15 protein-coding genes are annotated in these 17,786 nt (G+C 74.4%); 5 read left to right on the top strand and 10 right to left on the bottom strand.

Annotated features, from left to right (window positions below):
- Nucleotides 1-60: 60 nt before the first annotated feature.
- From OG550_RS06125 to OG550_RS06080, 10 genes are all read right to left on the bottom strand, one after another.
- On the bottom strand, nucleotides 61-924 hold the full coding sequence (locus tag OG550_RS06125) for an SDR family NAD(P)-dependent oxidoreductase (protein WP_327675355.1): 864 nt from the start codon (nucleotides 922-924) through the stop codon (nucleotides 61-63).
- Nucleotides 921-2,237 (bottom strand): MFS transporter, encoded by a 1,317-nt coding sequence (locus OG550_RS06120; protein WP_327675353.1) that lies wholly within the window; start codon nucleotides 2,235-2,237, stop codon nucleotides 921-923. The genes OG550_RS06125 and OG550_RS06120 overlap by 4 nt, the downstream gene beginning before the upstream one ends.
- The gene (locus OG550_RS06115) at nucleotides 2,234-3,463 is read right to left on the bottom strand and encodes a phenylacetate--CoA ligase family protein (RefSeq protein WP_327675351.1); all 1,230 of its coding nucleotides are present in this window, start codon (nucleotides 3,461-3,463) and stop codon (nucleotides 2,234-2,236) included. The genes OG550_RS06120 and OG550_RS06115 overlap by 4 nt, the downstream gene beginning before the upstream one ends.
- Nucleotides 3,460-4,617, bottom strand: coding sequence for an ATP-grasp domain-containing protein (locus OG550_RS06110; protein ID WP_327675349.1), 1,158 nt, complete (start codon nucleotides 4,615-4,617; stop codon nucleotides 3,460-3,462). The genes OG550_RS06115 and OG550_RS06110 overlap by 4 nt, the downstream gene beginning before the upstream one ends.
- A gap of 20 nt (nucleotides 4,618-4,637) precedes the next feature.
- On the bottom strand, nucleotides 4,638-6,140 hold the full coding sequence (locus tag OG550_RS06105) for a KamA family radical SAM protein (protein ID WP_327675348.1): 1,503 nt from the start codon (nucleotides 6,138-6,140) through the stop codon (nucleotides 4,638-4,640).
- 6 nt (nucleotides 6,141-6,146) lie between these two features.
- Entirely contained in the window at nucleotides 6,147-7,880 is a 1,734-nt protein-coding gene (locus OG550_RS06100) for a class I adenylate-forming enzyme family protein (protein ID WP_327675346.1), read from the bottom strand.
- 261 nt (nucleotides 7,881-8,141) lie between these two features.
- Complete coding sequence (locus OG550_RS06095; RefSeq protein ID WP_327675344.1) at nucleotides 8,142-9,587, bottom strand: flavin monoamine oxidase family protein; 1,446 nt, start codon at nucleotides 9,585-9,587, stop codon at nucleotides 8,142-8,144.
- Nucleotides 9,584-9,823 (bottom strand): phosphopantetheine-binding protein, encoded by a 240-nt coding sequence (locus tag OG550_RS06090; RefSeq protein ID WP_327675342.1) that lies wholly within the window; start codon nucleotides 9,821-9,823, stop codon nucleotides 9,584-9,586. The genes OG550_RS06095 and OG550_RS06090 overlap by 4 nt, the downstream gene beginning before the upstream one ends.
- 123 nt (nucleotides 9,824-9,946) lie before the next feature.
- Nucleotides 9,947-11,695: an amino acid adenylation domain-containing protein gene (locus OG550_RS06085; protein ID WP_327675340.1), complete on the bottom strand. Its 1,749-nt coding sequence runs from the start codon at nucleotides 11,693-11,695 to the stop codon at nucleotides 9,947-9,949.
- Nucleotides 11,696-12,150: 455 nt separating this feature from the next.
- Complete coding sequence (locus tag OG550_RS06080; protein WP_327675338.1) at nucleotides 12,151-12,639, bottom strand: cupin domain-containing protein; 489 nt, start codon at nucleotides 12,637-12,639, stop codon at nucleotides 12,151-12,153.
- A 137-nt stretch (nucleotides 12,640-12,776) separates the two neighbouring features.
- On the opposite strand from OG550_RS06080, the gene OG550_RS06075 reads away from it, so the two are divergent.
- From OG550_RS06075 to OG550_RS06055, 5 genes are all read left to right on the top strand, one after another.
- Nucleotides 12,777-13,658, top strand: coding sequence for a LysR family transcriptional regulator (locus tag OG550_RS06075; protein ID WP_327675336.1), 882 nt, complete (start codon nucleotides 12,777-12,779; stop codon nucleotides 13,656-13,658).
- Between the two features lie 327 nt (nucleotides 13,659-13,985).
- Nucleotides 13,986-14,189 carry a cold-shock protein gene (locus tag OG550_RS06070; protein ID WP_327675334.1) on the top strand — a complete coding sequence of 68 codons (204 nt, stop codon included), beginning with the start codon at nucleotides 13,986-13,988 and terminating at the stop codon, nucleotides 14,187-14,189.
- A gap of 100 nt (nucleotides 14,190-14,289) precedes the next feature.
- Nucleotides 14,290-14,601: an ArsR/SmtB family transcription factor gene (locus OG550_RS06065; RefSeq protein WP_327675332.1), complete on the top strand. Its 312-nt coding sequence runs from the start codon at nucleotides 14,290-14,292 to the stop codon at nucleotides 14,599-14,601.
- 129 nt (nucleotides 14,602-14,730) lie between these two features.
- Nucleotides 14,731-15,936 carry an MFS transporter gene (locus OG550_RS06060; RefSeq protein ID WP_327675331.1) on the top strand — a complete coding sequence of 402 codons (1,206 nt, stop codon included), beginning with the start codon at nucleotides 14,731-14,733 and terminating at the stop codon, nucleotides 15,934-15,936.
- Between the two features lie 414 nt (nucleotides 15,937-16,350).
- Nucleotides 16,351-17,763 (top strand): DUF7507 domain-containing protein, encoded by a 1,413-nt coding sequence (locus OG550_RS06055; protein WP_327675330.1) that lies wholly within the window; start codon nucleotides 16,351-16,353, stop codon nucleotides 17,761-17,763.
- Nucleotides 17,764-17,786 lie beyond the last annotated feature (23 nt).

Below are 17,786 nucleotides of genomic sequence, written 5' to 3'. Positions count from 1 at the left end.
GGGCCGCCGGAGTGCGGGGCGGCGCGGGTGTTGGGCGCGGACGTGCCGCGCGGGTGCGGCTCAGCCGGTCCCGGGCCGGCCGATCCAGGTGCGGGCGAGGGTCTGGACGGCGGAGCCGTCCCGGTCGGCGAGCTTCTGCTCCAGGTACTCGGCGGCCCAGGCGTTGGTGGGCACCCGGAAGGCGGGGCGTTCGGCGCGCAGGGTCCGCACGACCACGTCGGCGACCTCCCGGGCCGGCTGCCCGGCGGCCTCCCAGCCCTGGCCGCCGACCCAGTCGAGGTAGTCGCCGAAGGTGGCCGCGTACGGGCCGGAGGCGGCCTGGAGGGTGCGGCGGTCGATGTCCGGGAAGATCCCGAACCGGGTGTCCGGCACGAAGCCGGGGACGACGACCGAGACCCGCACGCCGTGCGCCTCCGCGACCGGTGCCAGGCTCTCCATGAACCCCTCGACGGCGAACTTCGCCGCGCAGTAGGCCTCGTTGAACGGCTGGCCGACCACGCCGTGCACGCTGCCGACGGTGACCAGCCGGCCGCCGGAGGCCCGCAGCAGCGGCATCGCGGCCCGGCTCACCTCGACGACGCCGAAGAAGTTCACCTCCAGGTTGGCCCGCAGCGCCGCCGTGGTGGACATCTCCAGGGTCGGGTCGGAGTTGGAGACCCCGGCGTTGTTGACCAGCGCGTCCAGCCGCCCGTACGCCGCGGTGACGCCGTCGAGGCAGTCGGCCACGGAGCCGGCGTCGGTGACGTCGAGGCGGCGGACGTCCAGGGTGACGCCCGCCTTCCCGGCCGCCTCGGCCAGCTCCCCGGCGCGGTCCGGGTCGCGCAGGGTGGCGACCGTCCGGTACCCGGCGCGGGCCGCCGCGACGGCGGTGGCCAGGCCGATGCCCGAGGAGGTGCCGGTGATCAGCACCACCGGCCCGCTCACGGCGCGCTCTCCGTCAGCTCCGGTGCGGCGTCCTCGGCCTGCTTCCGCTCCCGGGCGGCGGCGTCCAGCAGCGGCTGGATCCCGAGCGCGGGCAGGAAGGAGCAGGCGGCGAGCAGGGTGCCGCCGACCATCGTCCAGCGGGCCGCGTCCAGGATGCCCAGCCGGTCGGTCAGCGCGGACACGGACAGGCCGCCGGCCAGCGCGGCCAGCGGGATCACGCCCCAGGTGACGGTCCGGAACGCCGCGTGCATCACGCCCTGGTTCTCGGCGGACATCCGGGCCTGCCGGGTCGGCGCGCTGCACACGTTGATGCCGGACATGAAGAAGCCGTAGCAGCCCATCGTCACGGCGATCACCGGGCCGGCCGGCAGCGCGGGCGCGGCCAGCACGCCGAGCCCGACCAGGCAGTGCAGCAGCAGCGACCAGGCGAGGGCGCGGCCCAGGCCCAGGCGCTCGCTGATCCGCGGGGCGACCACGGCGCCGGCCAGTGCGCCGACCGCCCCGACCGACATGGCGGCGCCGAGGACGCCGACCGACACGTCCAGCCCCCGGTAGGCGAGGACGGGCAGCACGGTGACGAAGACCGGACCGCCCGAGTTCAGCGTGACGCCCGACAGCACCACCCGCCGCAGCACCGGGTCCGCCCAGTTCAGCCGGAAGCCGGCCGTCAGCCGCTCCCAGACCGTGCCCTCGACGACGTTCCGCTCGCCCCAGGGCCGCATGGACCGGAAGCAGGCCGCGGAGACCAGGTAGCTGGCCGCGTCGACCACCAGGGCGGCCACGCCGAGCGCGCTGTACAGGCCGGCCGCGATCGACGGCCCGGCCACCTCGGAGACCGAGTTGCTGCCCTCCAGCCGCGAGTAGGCGCGGACCATCTGGTCCTTCTCCACCACGGCCGGCACGGCGATCAGGTAGCCGACGTTGAAGAAGATGGTCGCGCCGCTGATCGCCGCCACGCAGCAGAACAGCAGCGGCGTGGAGAGGAAGTCCAGCCAGTACGCGACCGGGATGACCAGGACCGCCGCCAGCCGGACCAGGTCGCAGACGAGCATGGTGAGGCGGTTGTCCCACCGGTCGACCAGCACCCCGGCGATCGGCCCGAGCAGCGGGATGCCCAGGTACTGGGCCATCGCCACCACGCCGACCTGGAGCGGGGAGGCGTGCAGCACGAAGATCATCAGGGTGGGCACGACGAAGACGGTGATCCGGTCGCCGACCACGCTGACCGTCTGCCCGGTCCAGAACAGGTTGAAGCCGCGCCCGAGGTCGGACGGCTTCCGCAGGCCCCCGAGGCCCGCCGGCCGCGGGCTCACGAGGCCTCCCGGACGGCGAAGGCGGCCGTCTTGCCGGTGCGGTCGTTGCTGACCAGCTCGTCGACCGGCCGGACCCGGAAGTTCTCCGGGTCGTGCTGGAACGCGGTGCTCAGGGTGAAGGTCGCGGCGAGCAGCTCGGCGCGCAGCCCCTCGGCGTCGACCGCCGTGTCCGGACCGGTCAGCAGCAGGACGTCCACCCCGGTGGCGCGCCCGCCGTTCTCGGTGATCACGACCTGCGCCCGGGAGACGCCCGGTTCCCGTTCCACCCGGGCGACCAGCTCGTCCACGTGCAGGCCGAGGCCGCGCACCTGGACCACGCTGTCCCGCCGCCCCAGCACCTGCATCGCCCGGCCCGGCCGGCCGCACGGGCAGACCGTCAACCCGCCCGCGTCACCCGTGCGGTAGCGCAGCACCGGGTTGAGCATCTCCGGGTCGAGCGTGGTGAAGTCCAGCAGTCCGTCCGGCCCGGCGTGCACCAGCTGGGAGGGCAGCGGGTGGAAGGTGTCGGCCGGGCAGTCCGGGGTGTTGGTGCCGACCACCCAGGTCTCGGTGGAGCCGAACATGCCCCAGCGGCGGGCGTCCGGCGCGACGTCCGCCATGTCCTCCTCCAGCTGCGGCTGCCAGGCCTCGCCCAGCCAGAGCACCTTGCGCAGGGCGGGCAGCTTGATCCCGGCGGCGCGGGCGTGCGCGAACCAGAGCCGCAGCACGCTCGGGGTGCCGCCGATCGCGGTCACCCGGCGGTCGGCGAGGAAGGCCAGCCAGTCCGGGTACTCCTCCCGGGTGACCGAGCCGAGCGCGATGATCCGGCAGCCGGACAGGTCGGCGAGCCCGGCGGCCAGGAAGTGCGCGCCCCACATCCGCCCGGCGCCCCAGGCGTTGACGAACACGTCCTCGCGGTCGAGCGGCTGCCAGTGCGCGTGGACGCCCGCCATGTAGAAGCCGGTCGGCGCGTAGCCGACCTTGGGGGCGCCGGTGGAGCCGCCGCTCTGGAACAGCCAGGTGGCGCCCGACTCCGAGCGCGGCTCCAGGTGGGCGAGGGCGGTGTTCAGGTCGTCCTTGACCAGCGGCGGCAGCGCGGCCAGCCCGTCCAGGGTGCGGACGGTGCCGTCGTGGTCCGCGTAGCGCGCGGCCAGCCCGGGCACGGTCCGCAGCCGGTCGAGGGTGCGGCCGGCGACGTGCAGCAGCGGTTCGGCCGCTTCGGGCGGGAGGGAGAACGCGTCGGTCATCGGGGGTCCGTTCGGGGGGTGGTGGTCGGTGCGGTCGGTGCGGTCGGTGCGGTCGTGGCGCCGGCCGCCGGGGCGATCGGCGCCCGGGCCGTCGGGGCCGCCGAAGCCCCGGCGTCGGCGAGCCACTTGGCGTGCGCGTCGCGGTAGGCGGTGAACCGGGCACGGGTGACGTCGCGCTGCAGGGTGCGGTCCGGGTCGGACCAGTCCGGGGCGATCACCCCGTCCGGCTCCAGCTCGGAGAACCAGTACCGCTCGCCGTCGTACAGGAAGTCGACGCAGAAGAACGGGATCCGCAGCTTCTCGGCGAAGTACGCGGTGGCGGCGACGAGTTCCTCCGGCACGGACGGGAACTCCATCGCCCCGCCCCGGCTCGCGTTGGCCACCGGCGAGCCGGCCTCCGGGATCCGCTTCATCACCGCGTACGGCTCGCCGTCGACCACGTAGACCCGGTAGTCGACGGTGCCGTCCCCGAGGTACGGCTGGGCGACGAGCGTGGTGTCGCCGCCCTGGGCGAGGCTGGCCAGGCCCCGGATGTCCTCCGGTCCCCGGGCCAGGTTGATCCCGCCGCCGCCGCACCAGCCGGACGGCTTGACGATGGCCGGGTAGGTCAGGCCGCCGAGCGCCACCTCGTACTGGTGCTTGCTGATGTCCCGGCCGGTACCGATCCGCACCGACGGGATCGGCGGCACCGGGGAGTCGGCGAGGTACAGGACGGTGGCGAGCTTGTCGTTGCCGATCAGCGAGATCTGCGGCGGGAACGGCAGGTAGAAGCCGGCCTGTTCGAGGACGGTGTACAGCGCGTACTGGTTGAAGACGTCCATCGACTGGTACGGCAGCGAGTAGAGCGCGGTGATGAAGAGCGTGTCCTGCGGCGTCACGAGCTCCTCGTCCACGTACACCAGCGGCCGGGCCGGGTCGGTGGCGTCCACGGTCACCGCGTCGGGGGAGTGCCGGCACCAGGTGAGGCCCAGCTCCCCGGCGATCTCCGCGTAGAGGTCCCAGAAGAAGTGGTGCCAGGTCGCGGACATCCGGCTCGACTCGCGGTCGGGGAAGATCCAGCACATCCGGCGCAGCGGGCCGGCGTCCTCCGCCGGGCCGGGGCCGGGGCCGGGGCCGTGCGCCGGGGCGGGGTGGTTCGTCGGGGTGGCGTTCACCACGGGTCCTTCCAAGGGGTTCAGGACGCTCCGCCGGAGCGGTCGGTCCACCAGCGGCGACCGGACTCCGGAAGGGTGTCCACCGGGTCGTAGTACGGGTGGCGCCGGTCGAGCGGCGCGTCGTCGGCCGGGCCGCCGCCCTCGCGGATCTCCAGCTCGGTGCGGTAGTTCTTGGTCCAGTACGAGATGCCGCGCTCGCGGTCGTACGCCACCGCCTGGTGCACCCAGCGCTTGCCGAGGTCCGGCACGTCGCAGACCAGCCGGGGGGTGGCGTAGCCGGGCAGGTAGCCCATGATCGCCTCCTGGAGCCGCTGCGCCTCGTGCACCGACGTCCGCCAGTGCTCCGCGTTGGGGATCATGTCGCAGAGGTAGAAGTAGTACGGCAGGATGTTCGCCTCCCCCTGGAGGGCGAAGCAGAGGTCCAGCAGGTCCCCGGGGGTGGCGTTGACGCCGCGCATCAGCACGCCCTGGTTGCGGACGTCGCGGACGCCCGCGTCCAGCAGCCCGCGGGCCGCCTCGGCCACCAGCGGGGTCACCGACCGGACGTGGTTGGCGTGGGTGTGCACGGCCAGGTTCACCGCGCGGCGCGCGGCGACGGCGGCCACCCGGGCCACGCCCTCGCGGATCTGCGGCTGCAGCCAGTGCTGCGGCAGGCCGACCACCGCCTTGCTGGCGAGCCGGATGTCGCGGACCGACTCCAGCTCCAGCAGCCGCAGCAGGAACGACTCCAGCTGCGGCCAGGGCACGTTGGCGAGGTCGCCGCCGGAGACCACCACGTCGCGCACGGTCGGGGTGCGCTTGAGGTAGTCCAGCATCTGCTCCTGCCGGTGGGCCGGCCGGAGCACCAGCCGGGTCTTGGTGACCTGCGGGGTGGAGGTGCCGACCAGGTCCATCCGGGTGCAGTGCCCGCAGTACTGCGGGCAGGTGGAGACCAGCTCGGCCAGCACCTTGGTGGGGTAGCGGTGGGTGAGGCCCTCGACCACCCACATCTCGGCCTCGTGCAGCGAGTCGCGTTCGGCCTTCGGGTGGCTGGGCCACCGGGGGTGCCGGTCGGAGCGCACCGGCAGCATGTAGCGGCGGACCGGATCGGCCAGGAACGCCTCCGTGAACGCCTCCGGCCCGGTCGGGGCGTGCGGTGCCATCGTGTTGAGCATCTGCGGCGGCAACAGGATCGGCATCGTCGCGAACTCGGCCTGGTCGGCGGTGAGTTCCTCGTAGAACCGGTCGGTGAGCAGGTCGCCGGCGAGTGCTCGAAGCTGCCGGACGTTCTTCACGCAGTGCGCCCGCTGCCACTGGGCGTCGCGCCACTCGGCCTCGGTGACGTCGCGCCAGCCCGGCAGCCGGCGCCAGTCGGGCTCCACCAGCGGGGTGCGGACGTACTGGTACGGCTGTCCCGCCGCCGGGCGTGCCGGGCGGGCGGTGCGGGCGGGGGCTGCGGGGTCGGCGGCGGGCGGTGCGGGAGCCGAGGCGGGTGCGGGGGGAGCGGGGGCCAGGGCGGGGGCGGGGGGTCCGGGGAGGTCCATCCGGCGCTACCGGTCGGTGAAGAGCGTGGCGAAGCGGGTCCGCAGCTCGCGCTTGAGCACCTTGCCGGTCGGCCCGAGCGGGAACTCCTCGGCGGTGCGGGCGATCCGGACGGCGGCGAGTGCGGCCAGCCCGGCCCCCGCCAGCGCCTTGTTCGCGGCCTCCAGGACGTCCTCGGCACCCGCGTCCTCGGCCTCGGTCTGCAACTGGACGACGGCGATGGGTCGTTGGCCCTCCCCGGCGGCGCCGGGCACACCGACCACCGAGCAGTCCCGGACCAGCCCGGCACAGTCGGCCAGCAGCACCTCCTCGATCGGCAGGCTGTAGACCGGGCCGGCGACGGTGTCGATGACGTCCACCGTCCGGTCGAGGTGGTAGAACGAGCCGTCGGCGTCCCGCCGCGCGACGTCCCCGGTCAGCCAGTAGCCGTTCAGCTCGAAACTGCCGGTCAGCTTGGCGTTGTTCCAGTAGCCGGGCGTGCGGGACGGCGTGACCACGCCGAGCAGCCCGACCGTGCCGTCCGGGACCTCCGAGCCGTCCTGGTCCAGCACGGCCGCCTTGAGCACGACCTCCAGCGGCTTGCCGACGCAGCGGTCGTCGCGCACGCTCTCCGGCGTGGTCACCTGGCCGAACAGCGCCATGCCCATCTCGGAGGAGCCCAGCCCGTCGACGAACTGCGAACCGGGCAGGGCCGGTTGCTCGGCCTTCTCGCTCGGCAGCAGCCACGGCCGGATCAGCCCGGCGGGCCGCTCGCCGAGCCCGACCAGCCGCCGGATGTGCCCGTAGTGCGCACTGTCGCCCGTGTTGAACCAGGAGTGCACCCGGGCCGCGCCCGCCACCGGCAGTTCCCCGGTGGCGAGTTCGACGAAGGTGCGCGGGAAGGAGGCGACCATGGTCGGCCGGAACGCCTCCATCACCGGCTCGACCACCGAGCGCCGCCAGTCGGCCATCACGACCGTCGGCAGGCCGAGCAGGGTCGCGGTCAGGAAGTAGCTCAGGCCGCCCGCGTGGGTGTGCGGCATCAGCGACATCAGCCGGTCGTACGGCTCGGCGGGGAACCGCACCATCCGCGGCTGCTTGCCGTCCCAGAACTGGCGGTGCGCCAGGATCGTGGACTTGGGCGTGCCGGTGGTGCCGGAGGAGTGGATCAGCGCGACCACGTCGTCCGTCGCGTGCCGGTACGGGTACACGTCGGGCAGCCCGCCGGACGCGGCGGCGTCGAAGGCCTGGATCTCGGCGGTGAGCGCGAGGAAGCGGGGCCGGCGCTGCGGGTCCTCGCGGTACGCGGCGGCGAGGCGGGTGGTGTCGTCGGCGACCACGCCGACCACACCGACGTGGTTGAGGTAGCGGACCATCACGTCGTGCCGCATGGCGTCGTTGACGAGGGCCGGAACGGCGCCCAGTGCGGACAGCGCGAGGAAGTGCAGCAGCGGCTCCAGGCCCTCGCCGACCACGACGGCGACCGGTTCGCCCGGGCGCACGCCGTTGGCGTGGTACCAGGCGGCGTACCGGTCGCGCAGCGCGGCGAGGTCCAGCAGGCTGTGGCCGCGCAGGACGACGGCGCCCCGGTGGTCGGTGTGGTGGCTGAAGGCGAACGGGACCGCGCGGTTGGGGTTCACCGCGATGGCGTGTTCGAGGAAGTTGCCGGCCCCGAGCCCGGGCTCGGCCATCAGCCGCTCCCGGGCGGCGAGCGGCGCGACGGGGCTCTGGCCGGCGGGGTGGATGGAACTCTGGTCGCTCATGGCGGTCTCCTGAGGGGGTGGCCCGGGCGCGGTTCTTGTGGACGCGGGGGCGGGCCGGGTGTGGTGTGGGAGAACTGGTGCTCGGCGGACAGGTTCGTGCGGTGGAGCTGCTCCGTGCGGTGGCGCGGGTGTGCTGCGGTGGCGCGGGCGTGCTGCGGCGGTGCGGGCGTGCGTGGGCTACCGGCGCTGCGGTGGTGGTGCGGCGGGGCCGTGGTGCGGTGGTGGTGCGGTGGTGCGGCGGAGCGGTGGTGCGGGCGGGGCTCAGCGGTGACCGTCGAGGATCTCCGCGACCACGCGGTGCCCGGAGCGGATCGCGCCCTCCATCAGCCCGAAGAACTCGGTGCTGGTCTCGGTGCCGGCCCAGTGCACCCGGCCGTGCGCGGCGGTCAGCGTCGGCCCCTGCCGCAGCCAGTCGCCCGGGCCGAACAGCGCGGCGTAACAGCCCTTGCTGTAGGGCTCGTTGACCCAGTCGGTGACATGGAAGCCGATCGGCTCCGGGAGCACCGGGAAGAGCCGGGCGGCCTGGGCGACGGCCGCGGCGCGCTGCTGCTCCGGATCCAGCGCGGCGAACCGGTGGGCCTCGGCGCCGGTGACGAACCCGGTGAGCACGCCGACGCCGTCGGCCGACGGCGAGTCGTCGACCGTCGAGAGCAGCGGGCCCTCGGCGTTGACCGACCAGCCGGACAGCCCGTGGTCGCGCCAGACCGGCGACGGGTAGACCAGGTTGACCTTGACCGCGCAGCCGCGTCCGGTGCGCTCGCCGGCCCGCCGGGCGGGCGGTTCGGGCCGGTGGTCGAGGCCGTCGGCGAGCAGGGGCGGCAGGGCGACCACCACCACGTCGGCCCGGTGACCGCCCTGCCCGGTGAGGACGGTGGCCCCGTCGGCGTCCTGGTGGACCGCCAGGGCCGGTTCGCCGAGCCGCAGCCGGGAGCCGGGCCGGCCGGCGAGCCGTTCGGCCAGCCGCTCGCACAGCAGGTGGGCGCCGCCCGCGACCCGGTCCTGCTGGGCGCCGCCCTCGAAGGCGTTGAGGTAGCGCAGGCCGCCGCCCGACCGGAGGTAGAAGGCCATGTGCAGGACGGACAGTTCGGCCGGGTCGGCGGCCATCATCTCGCCCAGGAAGAGCGGGAAGAACAGCCGGGCGTCCGGGTGGGCCAGGTGCCGGTCCGCCCACTCGGCGGCGGTGAGGGAGTCCAGCCGCTCCGCGTCCGGGGTCAGCCACGGCGCGTCCGGCCGTACGGCGGCGGTGAGTTCGGCCAGCCGGTCGAACAGGTCGCCGAGCGCCACCGCGTTCAGCGGCGGGAACCGGCCGTCCCGGGTGGCGTGTTCGGCGTCCGCCCCGCTCCCGAGCGCGAACCGGCTGGCGCCGAGCATCGTGGTCGGTGTGGTGTCGAGGTCCGACTCCTTGAGCAGGGCGAGGAGTTCGGTGTGGCGGTCGCCCAGGTAGGCGGCGCCGGCGTCGACCCAGGAGCCCGGGGCGACCTCGCGGCCCTGGGTCCGCCCGCCGACCCGGTCGCGCGCCTCCAGCACGGTGACCTCGACCCCGCGGGCCGCCAGGCCGTTCGCGGCGGTCAGCCCGGCGAGGCCGGCGCCGACGACGACCGCGGAGCGGGCCCCGTGCGCGGCGCCGGAACCGGCCGGCCGCCCGTCACCGGCCGGCTGCCGAGGTCCGTCCTGCCGCCGCCCGGCGGGCGTGTCACGGGCGTTCATCCGGCGGCCGCGATCAGCTGGGCGAGGCCCTCGGGCGTGGGCGCGAGCACGAAGTCCTCGAAGGACAGCTCGACGCCGTAGGTGCGGGCGACGGCGCTCAGGACGCGGGTGGCGATGAGCGAGTCACCGCCGAGGAGGAAGAAGTCCGAGTCCGTCGCGACGTCGGTCGTCTCCAGGACGCGGCGGAAGATCGCCACCACGTCCTCGGCGTCGGCGGAGGTGGTGTCAACGCTCATCGAGGCTCTCCATTTCGTGACCGGCGGGTGCCGCCTGTCGGCGCACCCGAGGGGGCTGGTGAGGGGCTGGGGGCGGTCGTGGCCGGGGATCCGCCCGGGGCCCGCCCCGTGTGTCGGGTGCGTCTAGCGGGAGGAGGGCGCGGCGTGCGCGGCCGGCGCCGGTTCCGCCCGGTCCACCGGGGTGCCCGGTCTGTGCGGTGCCACGGGTGCGGCCGGCGTGGCCGGTGCGGGCGTGGCGGTCCGTGCTGCCGGTGCGCCGGGGCTCGCCGAGTGCCGGCGGTGGGAGCCCGCCCGGTCGACCTTGCCGCTGGCGGTGAGCACCAGCTCGGGCACGACCGTGATCCGGCTGGGCACGAGGTGTCCGGGCACCCGGCCGTGCAGGTAGGCCCGGACGTCGGCGTCCAGTGTTCCGGCGGCCGCCCCGGAGCGCGGCACCAGGTAGGCGACCAGGGCGGACCGGCCGGCCACCGTGGCGCCGGTCACGGCCACGGCGCTCACGCCGGGGTGGCCGGCGATGTGCGCCTCGACCTCGGCCGGGTCGACCCGGATCCCGCGCACCTTGATCTCGCCGTCCAGCCGGCCCCGGTGCGTCAGCACGCCGTCGGGAGCACGGCTCACCCGGTCGCCGGTGCGGAACCAGCGTTCGCCGTCGGCGACCGTGAAGCGGGCCGCGGTGGCCTCCGGCAGCCCGTGGTAGCCCGAGGCGACCGCCGGTCCGCCGATGACCAGCTCGCCCTGCTCGCCGATCCGTTCGACCACGTGCGGCAGGGCCCGTCCGATCGGTGCCCGCGCGCCGGCCGCCCAGTCCGGGCCGGGCGACGGGGCCCCGGGCCCGTGCAGGTCCACGGCGTGGGTGATCAGCGTGGTCTCGGTGCAGCCGTAGGTGTTGAGCAGGCGGATCCGCCCGGTGTCGAGGCGGCTCCAGTCGGCGAGCCGGGCCGGGTTGGCCGCCTCGCCGCCGATGACCAGCAGCCGGAGCCGCTCGGGCAGTCCGGCCTGCTCCTCGGTGAGGTGGAGGACCAGCTCGTGCCAGAACGCGGTCGGCAGGTCGAGGACGGTGATCCGTTCACGCTCGACCATCCGCAGGAACCGGGGGAAGGACCCCTTGTGCGCCTCGTCGTCGAGCACCAGCGCGGCGCCCGCGGTCAGGGTCGGGAGGATCTCCTCGAAGCAGGTGTCCCAGTTCAGCGAGGCGAACTGGAGCACCCGGTCGTCGGGGGTCAGGCCGAACAGCCCGCGCAGGGAGTGCACGGTGGCGGAGATCGCCCGGCGGGGCGTCACGACGGGTTTCGGCTGCCCGGTCGAACCCGACGTGAAGAGCAGGTAGGCCGGCCGCTCGGGGCCGGTGCCGCCCGGTGCCGCCCCCGGCGGGGCGGTGTCGGCTCCGGCTAATCGCGGCAGGTCGACGACCTCCGGTCCGGTCGGGGCGCCCGAACCGCCCGAACCGCCCGAACTGCCAGACGTGCCCGGGGTGTCCGGGGCGTCGGGGGTGTCCGGGGTGTCCGGGGTGTCCGGGGAGCCCCGGTCGCCGGCCGGCGCCGCGAGCCCGGTGCGGCAGCCCACCGCCGACAGCATCGCCTGTCGGCGCTGCGGCGGGAAGGCCGGATCGACCGGGCAGTACACGCCCCCTGCGGCGAGTGTCCCGAGGAGCCCGACGACCGTTTCCGGGGCGTGCACCGCCGGGACGGCGACCACGCCGGGGGAGTCCCCCAGTCGAGCGGCCAAAGAGCTTGCCGACTCGTGGAGTTGGCGATAAGTCAGAGTGCGCCCATGGTGGACGACCGCCGGGCGTTCGGGATATCGCCCCGCCGTTTCCGTGAACGCGTCAATCAGGTCGGAACTGGCCTCGTGGATGTTGCGGTTATTTGTCATGCCCGCCCCAAAGAATGCCCGCGAGCTCTTGTCGGTGCTCGGCGGACCGGGACTCTACCTTCGAACATGCGTAGCCACAATGCTTGTTGAGGATGTCGCTTCAAGGATGTGTGGTTGACATGTGAACGTGACGGGGTCTGCCTGGGTGGGTTGATGTGGCCGGAGTGGCTCCGTGGAGTAGTCGTACGCTCACGCTCGGCGACTCGCGCCCCGCCCGCCGATTCGGGAGTACGTGAACGATCCGATCCGGGCGCCGTTTCGCGGAATTCGGACGCGGCCGACTTCTGACCGACCGTCAAAAACATCCTGCGTACCGGAACATGTCGGGCGTTCCCGCCGGTCGCGGCCGGGGGAGCGGCCCTCCGGTATCCGCCGGCGCCCAAGGGCCGCAGAAATCCGGCACGGGTGCCGGATTCCGGGGAAGAACGCCGACGGACCGTCGAGCGGGCGGCGCGTCAACGACGGGCCGCCTCCCACACGTCGCTCGACCCGAAGTGGACGTCGTAGCGGTCCTGCAGAGGCAGCAGGCGGTCGAGGGACCGCCGCCCCCAGGCCGTGTCGGCCAGCGCGCGGAAGTACCCGAACCGCTCGACCCCCGGCGTCGCGACCACCAGCAGATCGGCCGGACTCCCGGCCGCCGCCCCGAAGGCGTGCGGCAGCATCGGCGGCACCGACACCACCCCGCCGGCCGGCACGGTCACCAGCGACCCGCCGAGCAGGAACTCCGCCACCCCGTCCAGCACGTGGAAAAGCTCCCAGGACACCGCGTGGTGGTGCGGCCGGGCGCCGTCCGCGCCGACCCCCAGGGTCAGCCGGTTGACGCCGAACGCGCCGTCCGTCGCGTCCGCGTCCACCAGCAGGCCGAACGCGCCGCCCGCGGGCAGTGCGAGGCGCTCGGCCTCCTCCGGCAGGACCACCAGGGCACGTGACCGATCCGTCGTCATGCTTCTCTCCCTCTCACCGGGCGTGCGTACCCACCGGGCCGTGCGTACGGCACCATTCGACCCGGGGGGTGATCGACGGGCCAGGGGCAATCGCAGCAGGCGGTGATCACCGATCGAGATGAGCGGAGGGAACGCCCGTGGAAATCAGGCAGCTGCAGTACTTCCTCGCGGTGGCCGAGGAGGAGGGCTTCGGCCGCGCCGCCGAGCGGCTGGGCATCGTGCAGTCCGCCGTCAGCCAGCAGGTCCGCCGCCTGGAGCGCGAACTCGGCGTGCCGCTCTTCGGCCGCTCCACCCGGGGCACCCGCCTCTCCGCCGCCGGCGAGCGACTCCTCCCGCAGGCCCGCGCCGTACTCGACGCCGCCGACCGGCTCCGCCGCACGGCCGCCGCCGTCGCCGCGGGCACCGACGGCATCCTGCGGCTCGGCACCGTCCAGACCCCGGACGGCCGCCTCGACGCGGTCCTCGCCCGCCTCGCCGCCCGCGCGCCCGCACTCCGCGTGCGCCTGCGCCAGGCGCCGCCCGCCGAGCGCCTCGAAGCCCTCCGCTCCGGCGGCCTCGACGCCGCCCTGCTCCGCGCGGCCGCCGACGCCCCCGGCCTCACCGTGACCCCCGTCTGGCGCGACGCCCTCCACGTCGCCCTCCCGGCCGACCACCCGCTGGCCGCCGAGCCGTCGCTGCGCCTCGCCGGGCTCGCCCGGCTGCCCCTCCGCCGGGCGGCCCCCGACCGCAACCCGGGCTTCCACGCCCTCCTCACCGGGGCCTGCCGGGCGGCGGGCGTCGACCCGCCGCCCGGGGAGCCGTTCACCACCCTCCGCGAGACCCTCGCCGAGATCGGCACCTCCGGCACGGCCTCCTGGACGGTCTTCTACGACGTCAACGGCCTCCCCGAGCTCCCCGGGGTGGCGGTCCGCCCCCTGGCCGGCGTCACCGTCACCACCTCGCTCGTCACCCCGCCCGGCCCCCCGGCCCCGGCGCTCCGGCACCTCCTCGCGGCCTTCGGGCGGCCGGGCGGGGGGTGACCCGGGCCCGGCCGTACGGGGGCGGACCCCGGCGGTCCCGCCGGTGTGCGACCACCGCCCCGGCCGCGCCCCGACCGGCCGGAAGATCCCTGGTGGCGGCTGGTGCGCGGGCGGCGGGAGTCCCCCGGGAGGGCCATCGGGCGGCACTCCCGCAGGAGCGGCGGAGGTCCCGGGTACTCGTGTAACGTTTTCATTACGTAGTCGTGGTTCCGAAGCTCTCATCCGCGGTCGTGACGCCCTGCGCGTTTTGCTGCGCAGCATTCTCCGGACCAGGCGCCCAACACCGGGCTCCGCACCGTGCGGGACCCGTCCCCGAAGGAGAAGAGCATGGCCTCAGGCACCGTGAAGTGGTTCAACGCCGAGAAGGGCTTCGGCTTCATCGAGCAGGACGGTGGCGGCCCGGACGTGTTCGCCCACTACTCGAACATCGCCGCCCAGGGGTTCCGTGAACTCCAGGAGGGCCAGCGGGTCGTCTTCGACGTCGTCCAGGGCCAGAAGGGCCCGCAGGCCGAGAACATCGTCCCCGAGTGATCCCCCCGCCCGGCCCCTCCCCGCCTCCGCGCTTGACACGTTTCTTCGTATCGAGAATATTGGATGCGTTGTCGGGGTCGTCGTACGGGAGGAGTGCGGGGTGGATCCGCTGGCCGTTCACAAGGCGCTGGCGAATCCGGCGCGCGCGGACTTCCTGCGCTGGCTGAAGACGCCCGAGCGCTACTTCGACGAGGAGTACTACCGCGAGCGCGGTGTGGGGTTCCACATCGGCGTGTGCGTGACGGACATCCGGGAGCGGTCCGGGTTGGCCCAGTCGGTGGTCTCCGGCTACCTCCAGACCCTGCGGGACGCCGGGCTCCTCGACTCGGAGCGCGTCGGCAAGTGGACCTTCTACCGTCGCAATGAGGAGACGATCGCCGCGTTCGCCGCGTACGTCCGCGACGAGCTCTGACGTCTCCCGGCCACCGTCCGGCGCGCCCCGTGGCGCGCCGTTCTTTTCGGCATGATTCATCTAATTATCTAGATTTATAGCTCGATCAAGGGGGCGTGAGCCGCCCCGGCCCGAGCGCGGAAGGCTGCCATGCGAAAGACCGGCCCTGTCGTCCTGACCCTCGCCCTGGGGGTGTTCGGGATCATCACCACCGAGATGGGCGTCGTCGGCGTCCTGCCCCGGATATCCGGGGAACTGGGCGTCGCACCGTCCACGGCGGGCTGGCTGGTCGGCGTCTTCGCGCTCGTGGTCGCCGCCACCGGGCCGTTCGCGACCCTGCTGGCCTCCCGTGTCCCGCGCAGGACGGTCCTGGCCGTCTCGCTCGCGGTGTTCGCCGCCTCCAACGCCGTCTACGCGCTGACCGACCGGTTCGAGGTGATGCTCGCCTTCCGGATCGTGCCCGCGGTGTTCCACCCGGTGTTCTTCTCGGTCGCGCTCACCGCCGCCGCCCGGCTCGTCCCGGCGCAGCGGGCCACCAGGGCCGCGACGACCGTCTTCACCGGTGTCACGGCCGGGTTCGCCTTCGGCGTGCCGCTCACCTCCCACCTCGCCGAACACCTCTCCCTCGCCGCCGCGTTCTGGTTCGGCGCGGGCGTCAACCTGCTCGCCCTGCTCGGTGTCCTGGCGCTCTTCCCGGCCATGCCCTCCGGTGAACGCCTCTCCTACGGCGCCCAGTTGCGGATCCTGCGGCGGCCCCGGCTCTGGCTGGCGGTGCTGGCCGTGGTGGCGGTGTTCGCGGCGATGTTCTCGGTCTACGGGTACTTCGCCGAGTACCTGGAGCAGGTCACCCGGCTGAGCGGCTCCCGGGTCGGCGCGGCGCTGATGGCGTTCGGGATCGTGATGGTGGCCGGGAACCTCCTCTTCGGCCGGCTGCTGGAGCGCGACCCGGTCCGCACGGTGACCGCCTTCCCCGTCCTCTACGTGCTCGTCTACGCCGTGGTGTACGCCGTCGGGCCGTGGGCCGTCCCGATGGCGGTCGGCGTGCTGCTCTGGGGGGCGGTGCACTCGGGCGGGCTGGTCGTCAGCCAGGGCTGGCTGGCCCGGGACGCCCGGGACGCGTCCGAGTTCGGCAACAGCCTCTTCATCTCCTTCTCCAACCTGGGCATCACCCTCGGCACCGCGGCCGGCGGCTTGGTGGTGTCCGCCCTCGGTGCGCACCGACTGCCCTGGGCGGGAGCCGTGTTCGCCCTCGTCGCGCTCGCCGCCGTCCTCCTCCGGCGCCGCCTCGGCCCGGAGCCGGCGCGCGGGTCGCAGCCGGCCGCCCCCGCCGGCCGCCCCGTTCCCGCCCCGCAGTGAACGGCGCCCCGCAGTGAACGGTGCCCCGCAGTGAACGGCGCCCCGCGAGCGCGGCGGCCCGGGCCCGCGGTGGTCGCCCGGGCCGCCCGGAGCCGGGGCGCGTCCTGCGCGGATCGCGCCCCGGTGCGCTCCGGGAGCCCCGTCGCACGCTCTCGTGCGTACAGGAACCATTGCGCACGCTGGGATCGGACGCCTCCCACGGCCGCCGTCTCCCGCGCACCGGGAGACCGGGGTGTGCCGCACAGCCGAGGGCACCTTCCCCCATCCCCCCACCACCGCACCCGGGTACGGCCCGGCTCCCGGTCGCCCCGACCGGCCCTGCCGCCCCGGTGCACCGGCGGCCCGTCCGTCCGGATCCGCGGGACCCCGCCCCGGTGGGCGTCCGGCCCGCAGCATCGATCGAAGGGAACGACCGTGACCACTCCCGTCCCGTCCCGCATCGCCCTGGTGAACGGCAGCTTCGAGCAGCCCCCCATCGCCGGCGGCAACGCGTTCCTTCCCGACGCCTCCCAGACCCAGGTCCCGAACCACGTCCCGGGCTGGCTCAGCACCGCCACCGACCACCTGATCGAGGTCTGGCACGACGGCTTCAACGGCGTCCCCTCCGCCGACGGCGCCCAGTTCGCCGAACTCAACGCCAACCAGGTGTCCACCCTCTACCAGGACCTGTCCACCACCCCCGGCGCCACCCTCTACTGGCGGCTCTACCACCGCGGGCGGCTCGGCCAGGACACCATGGCCCTGGACATCGGCAGGCCCGGAGCGGCCGTCCAGCAGCGCCAGTTCACCGACGGCAACGCCGCCTGGGGCTTCTACACCGGGACCTACACCGTCCCGGCCGGGCAGACCGTCACCCGCTTCGCCTTCCGCTCCGTCGCCGCCGCCGGCGGCAACCAGGGGATCGGCAACTTCCTCGACGGCATCTTCTTCGGCACCGCCCCCTCCGTCGTCCTCACCAAGTTCGCCGTCCCCGACGGGCCCCTCCAGGTGGGCGAGGTCATCACCTACCGCATCGTCGCCAGGAACGAGGGCGGCGGCGCCGCCGAAGCGCTCGTCCTGACCGACGCCGTCCCGGCCGGGACCACCTACCTGCCCGGGTCCCTGCGCATCGTCGACGGGCCCAACCGGGGCGCGAAAACCGACCGGCGGGGCGACGACCAGGCCTTCTACGACCCGGCGGGCGACCGGGTGGTGTTCAACCTCGGCAACGACGCCACCGCGACCCAGGGCGGCAGCCTGCCCAACACCGACACCCTGCCGAACGGCACGACCGTCGAGTACCGGGTCACCATCGACGAGGCCAGCGCCGGCGGGCACGTCACCAACACCGCCACCGCCGCGTACGAGAACCGGCTCGGCCCGACCCCCGAACCCCTCACCGCCACCTCCGGCCAGGCCGACACCCCGGTCCTCCCCGCCGCCGACCTCAGCGTGACCAAGTCCGCCGACGCCACCACCGTCACCGTCGGCCAGACCGTCACCTACCGCGTCACCGTCCACAACGCCGGGCCGAACACCGCGACCGGCGCCATCGTCACCGACGCCCTCCCGGCCGGTCTGCGGTTCGTCTCCGCCACGCCGGGCACCGGCGCCTACAACCCCGACACCGGCCGGTGGAGCGTCGGAACGCTGGCCGCGGGCGCCTACGCCACCCTCACCCTCCGGGCCAAGGCCACCGTCACCGGTCCGGTCACCAACACCGCCACGGCGCACGCGGTGGAGACCGACCTCCACCCCGCCGGCAACACCGACTCCGTCACCGTCTGCGTCGAGGCGGCCCCCGACTGCCCGCCCTGCCCGCCGCCCGGCGGCTGCGGCCCCTGCTGACCCTGCGAGAGGGCCGCGCTGCG

It is taken from the genome of Kitasatospora sp. NBC_00458, assembly GCF_036013975.1.
Classification (GTDB): Bacteria; Actinomycetota; Actinomycetes; order Streptomycetales; family Streptomycetaceae; genus Kitasatospora.
This window is presented reverse-complemented; position numbering and strand designations above follow the sequence as displayed.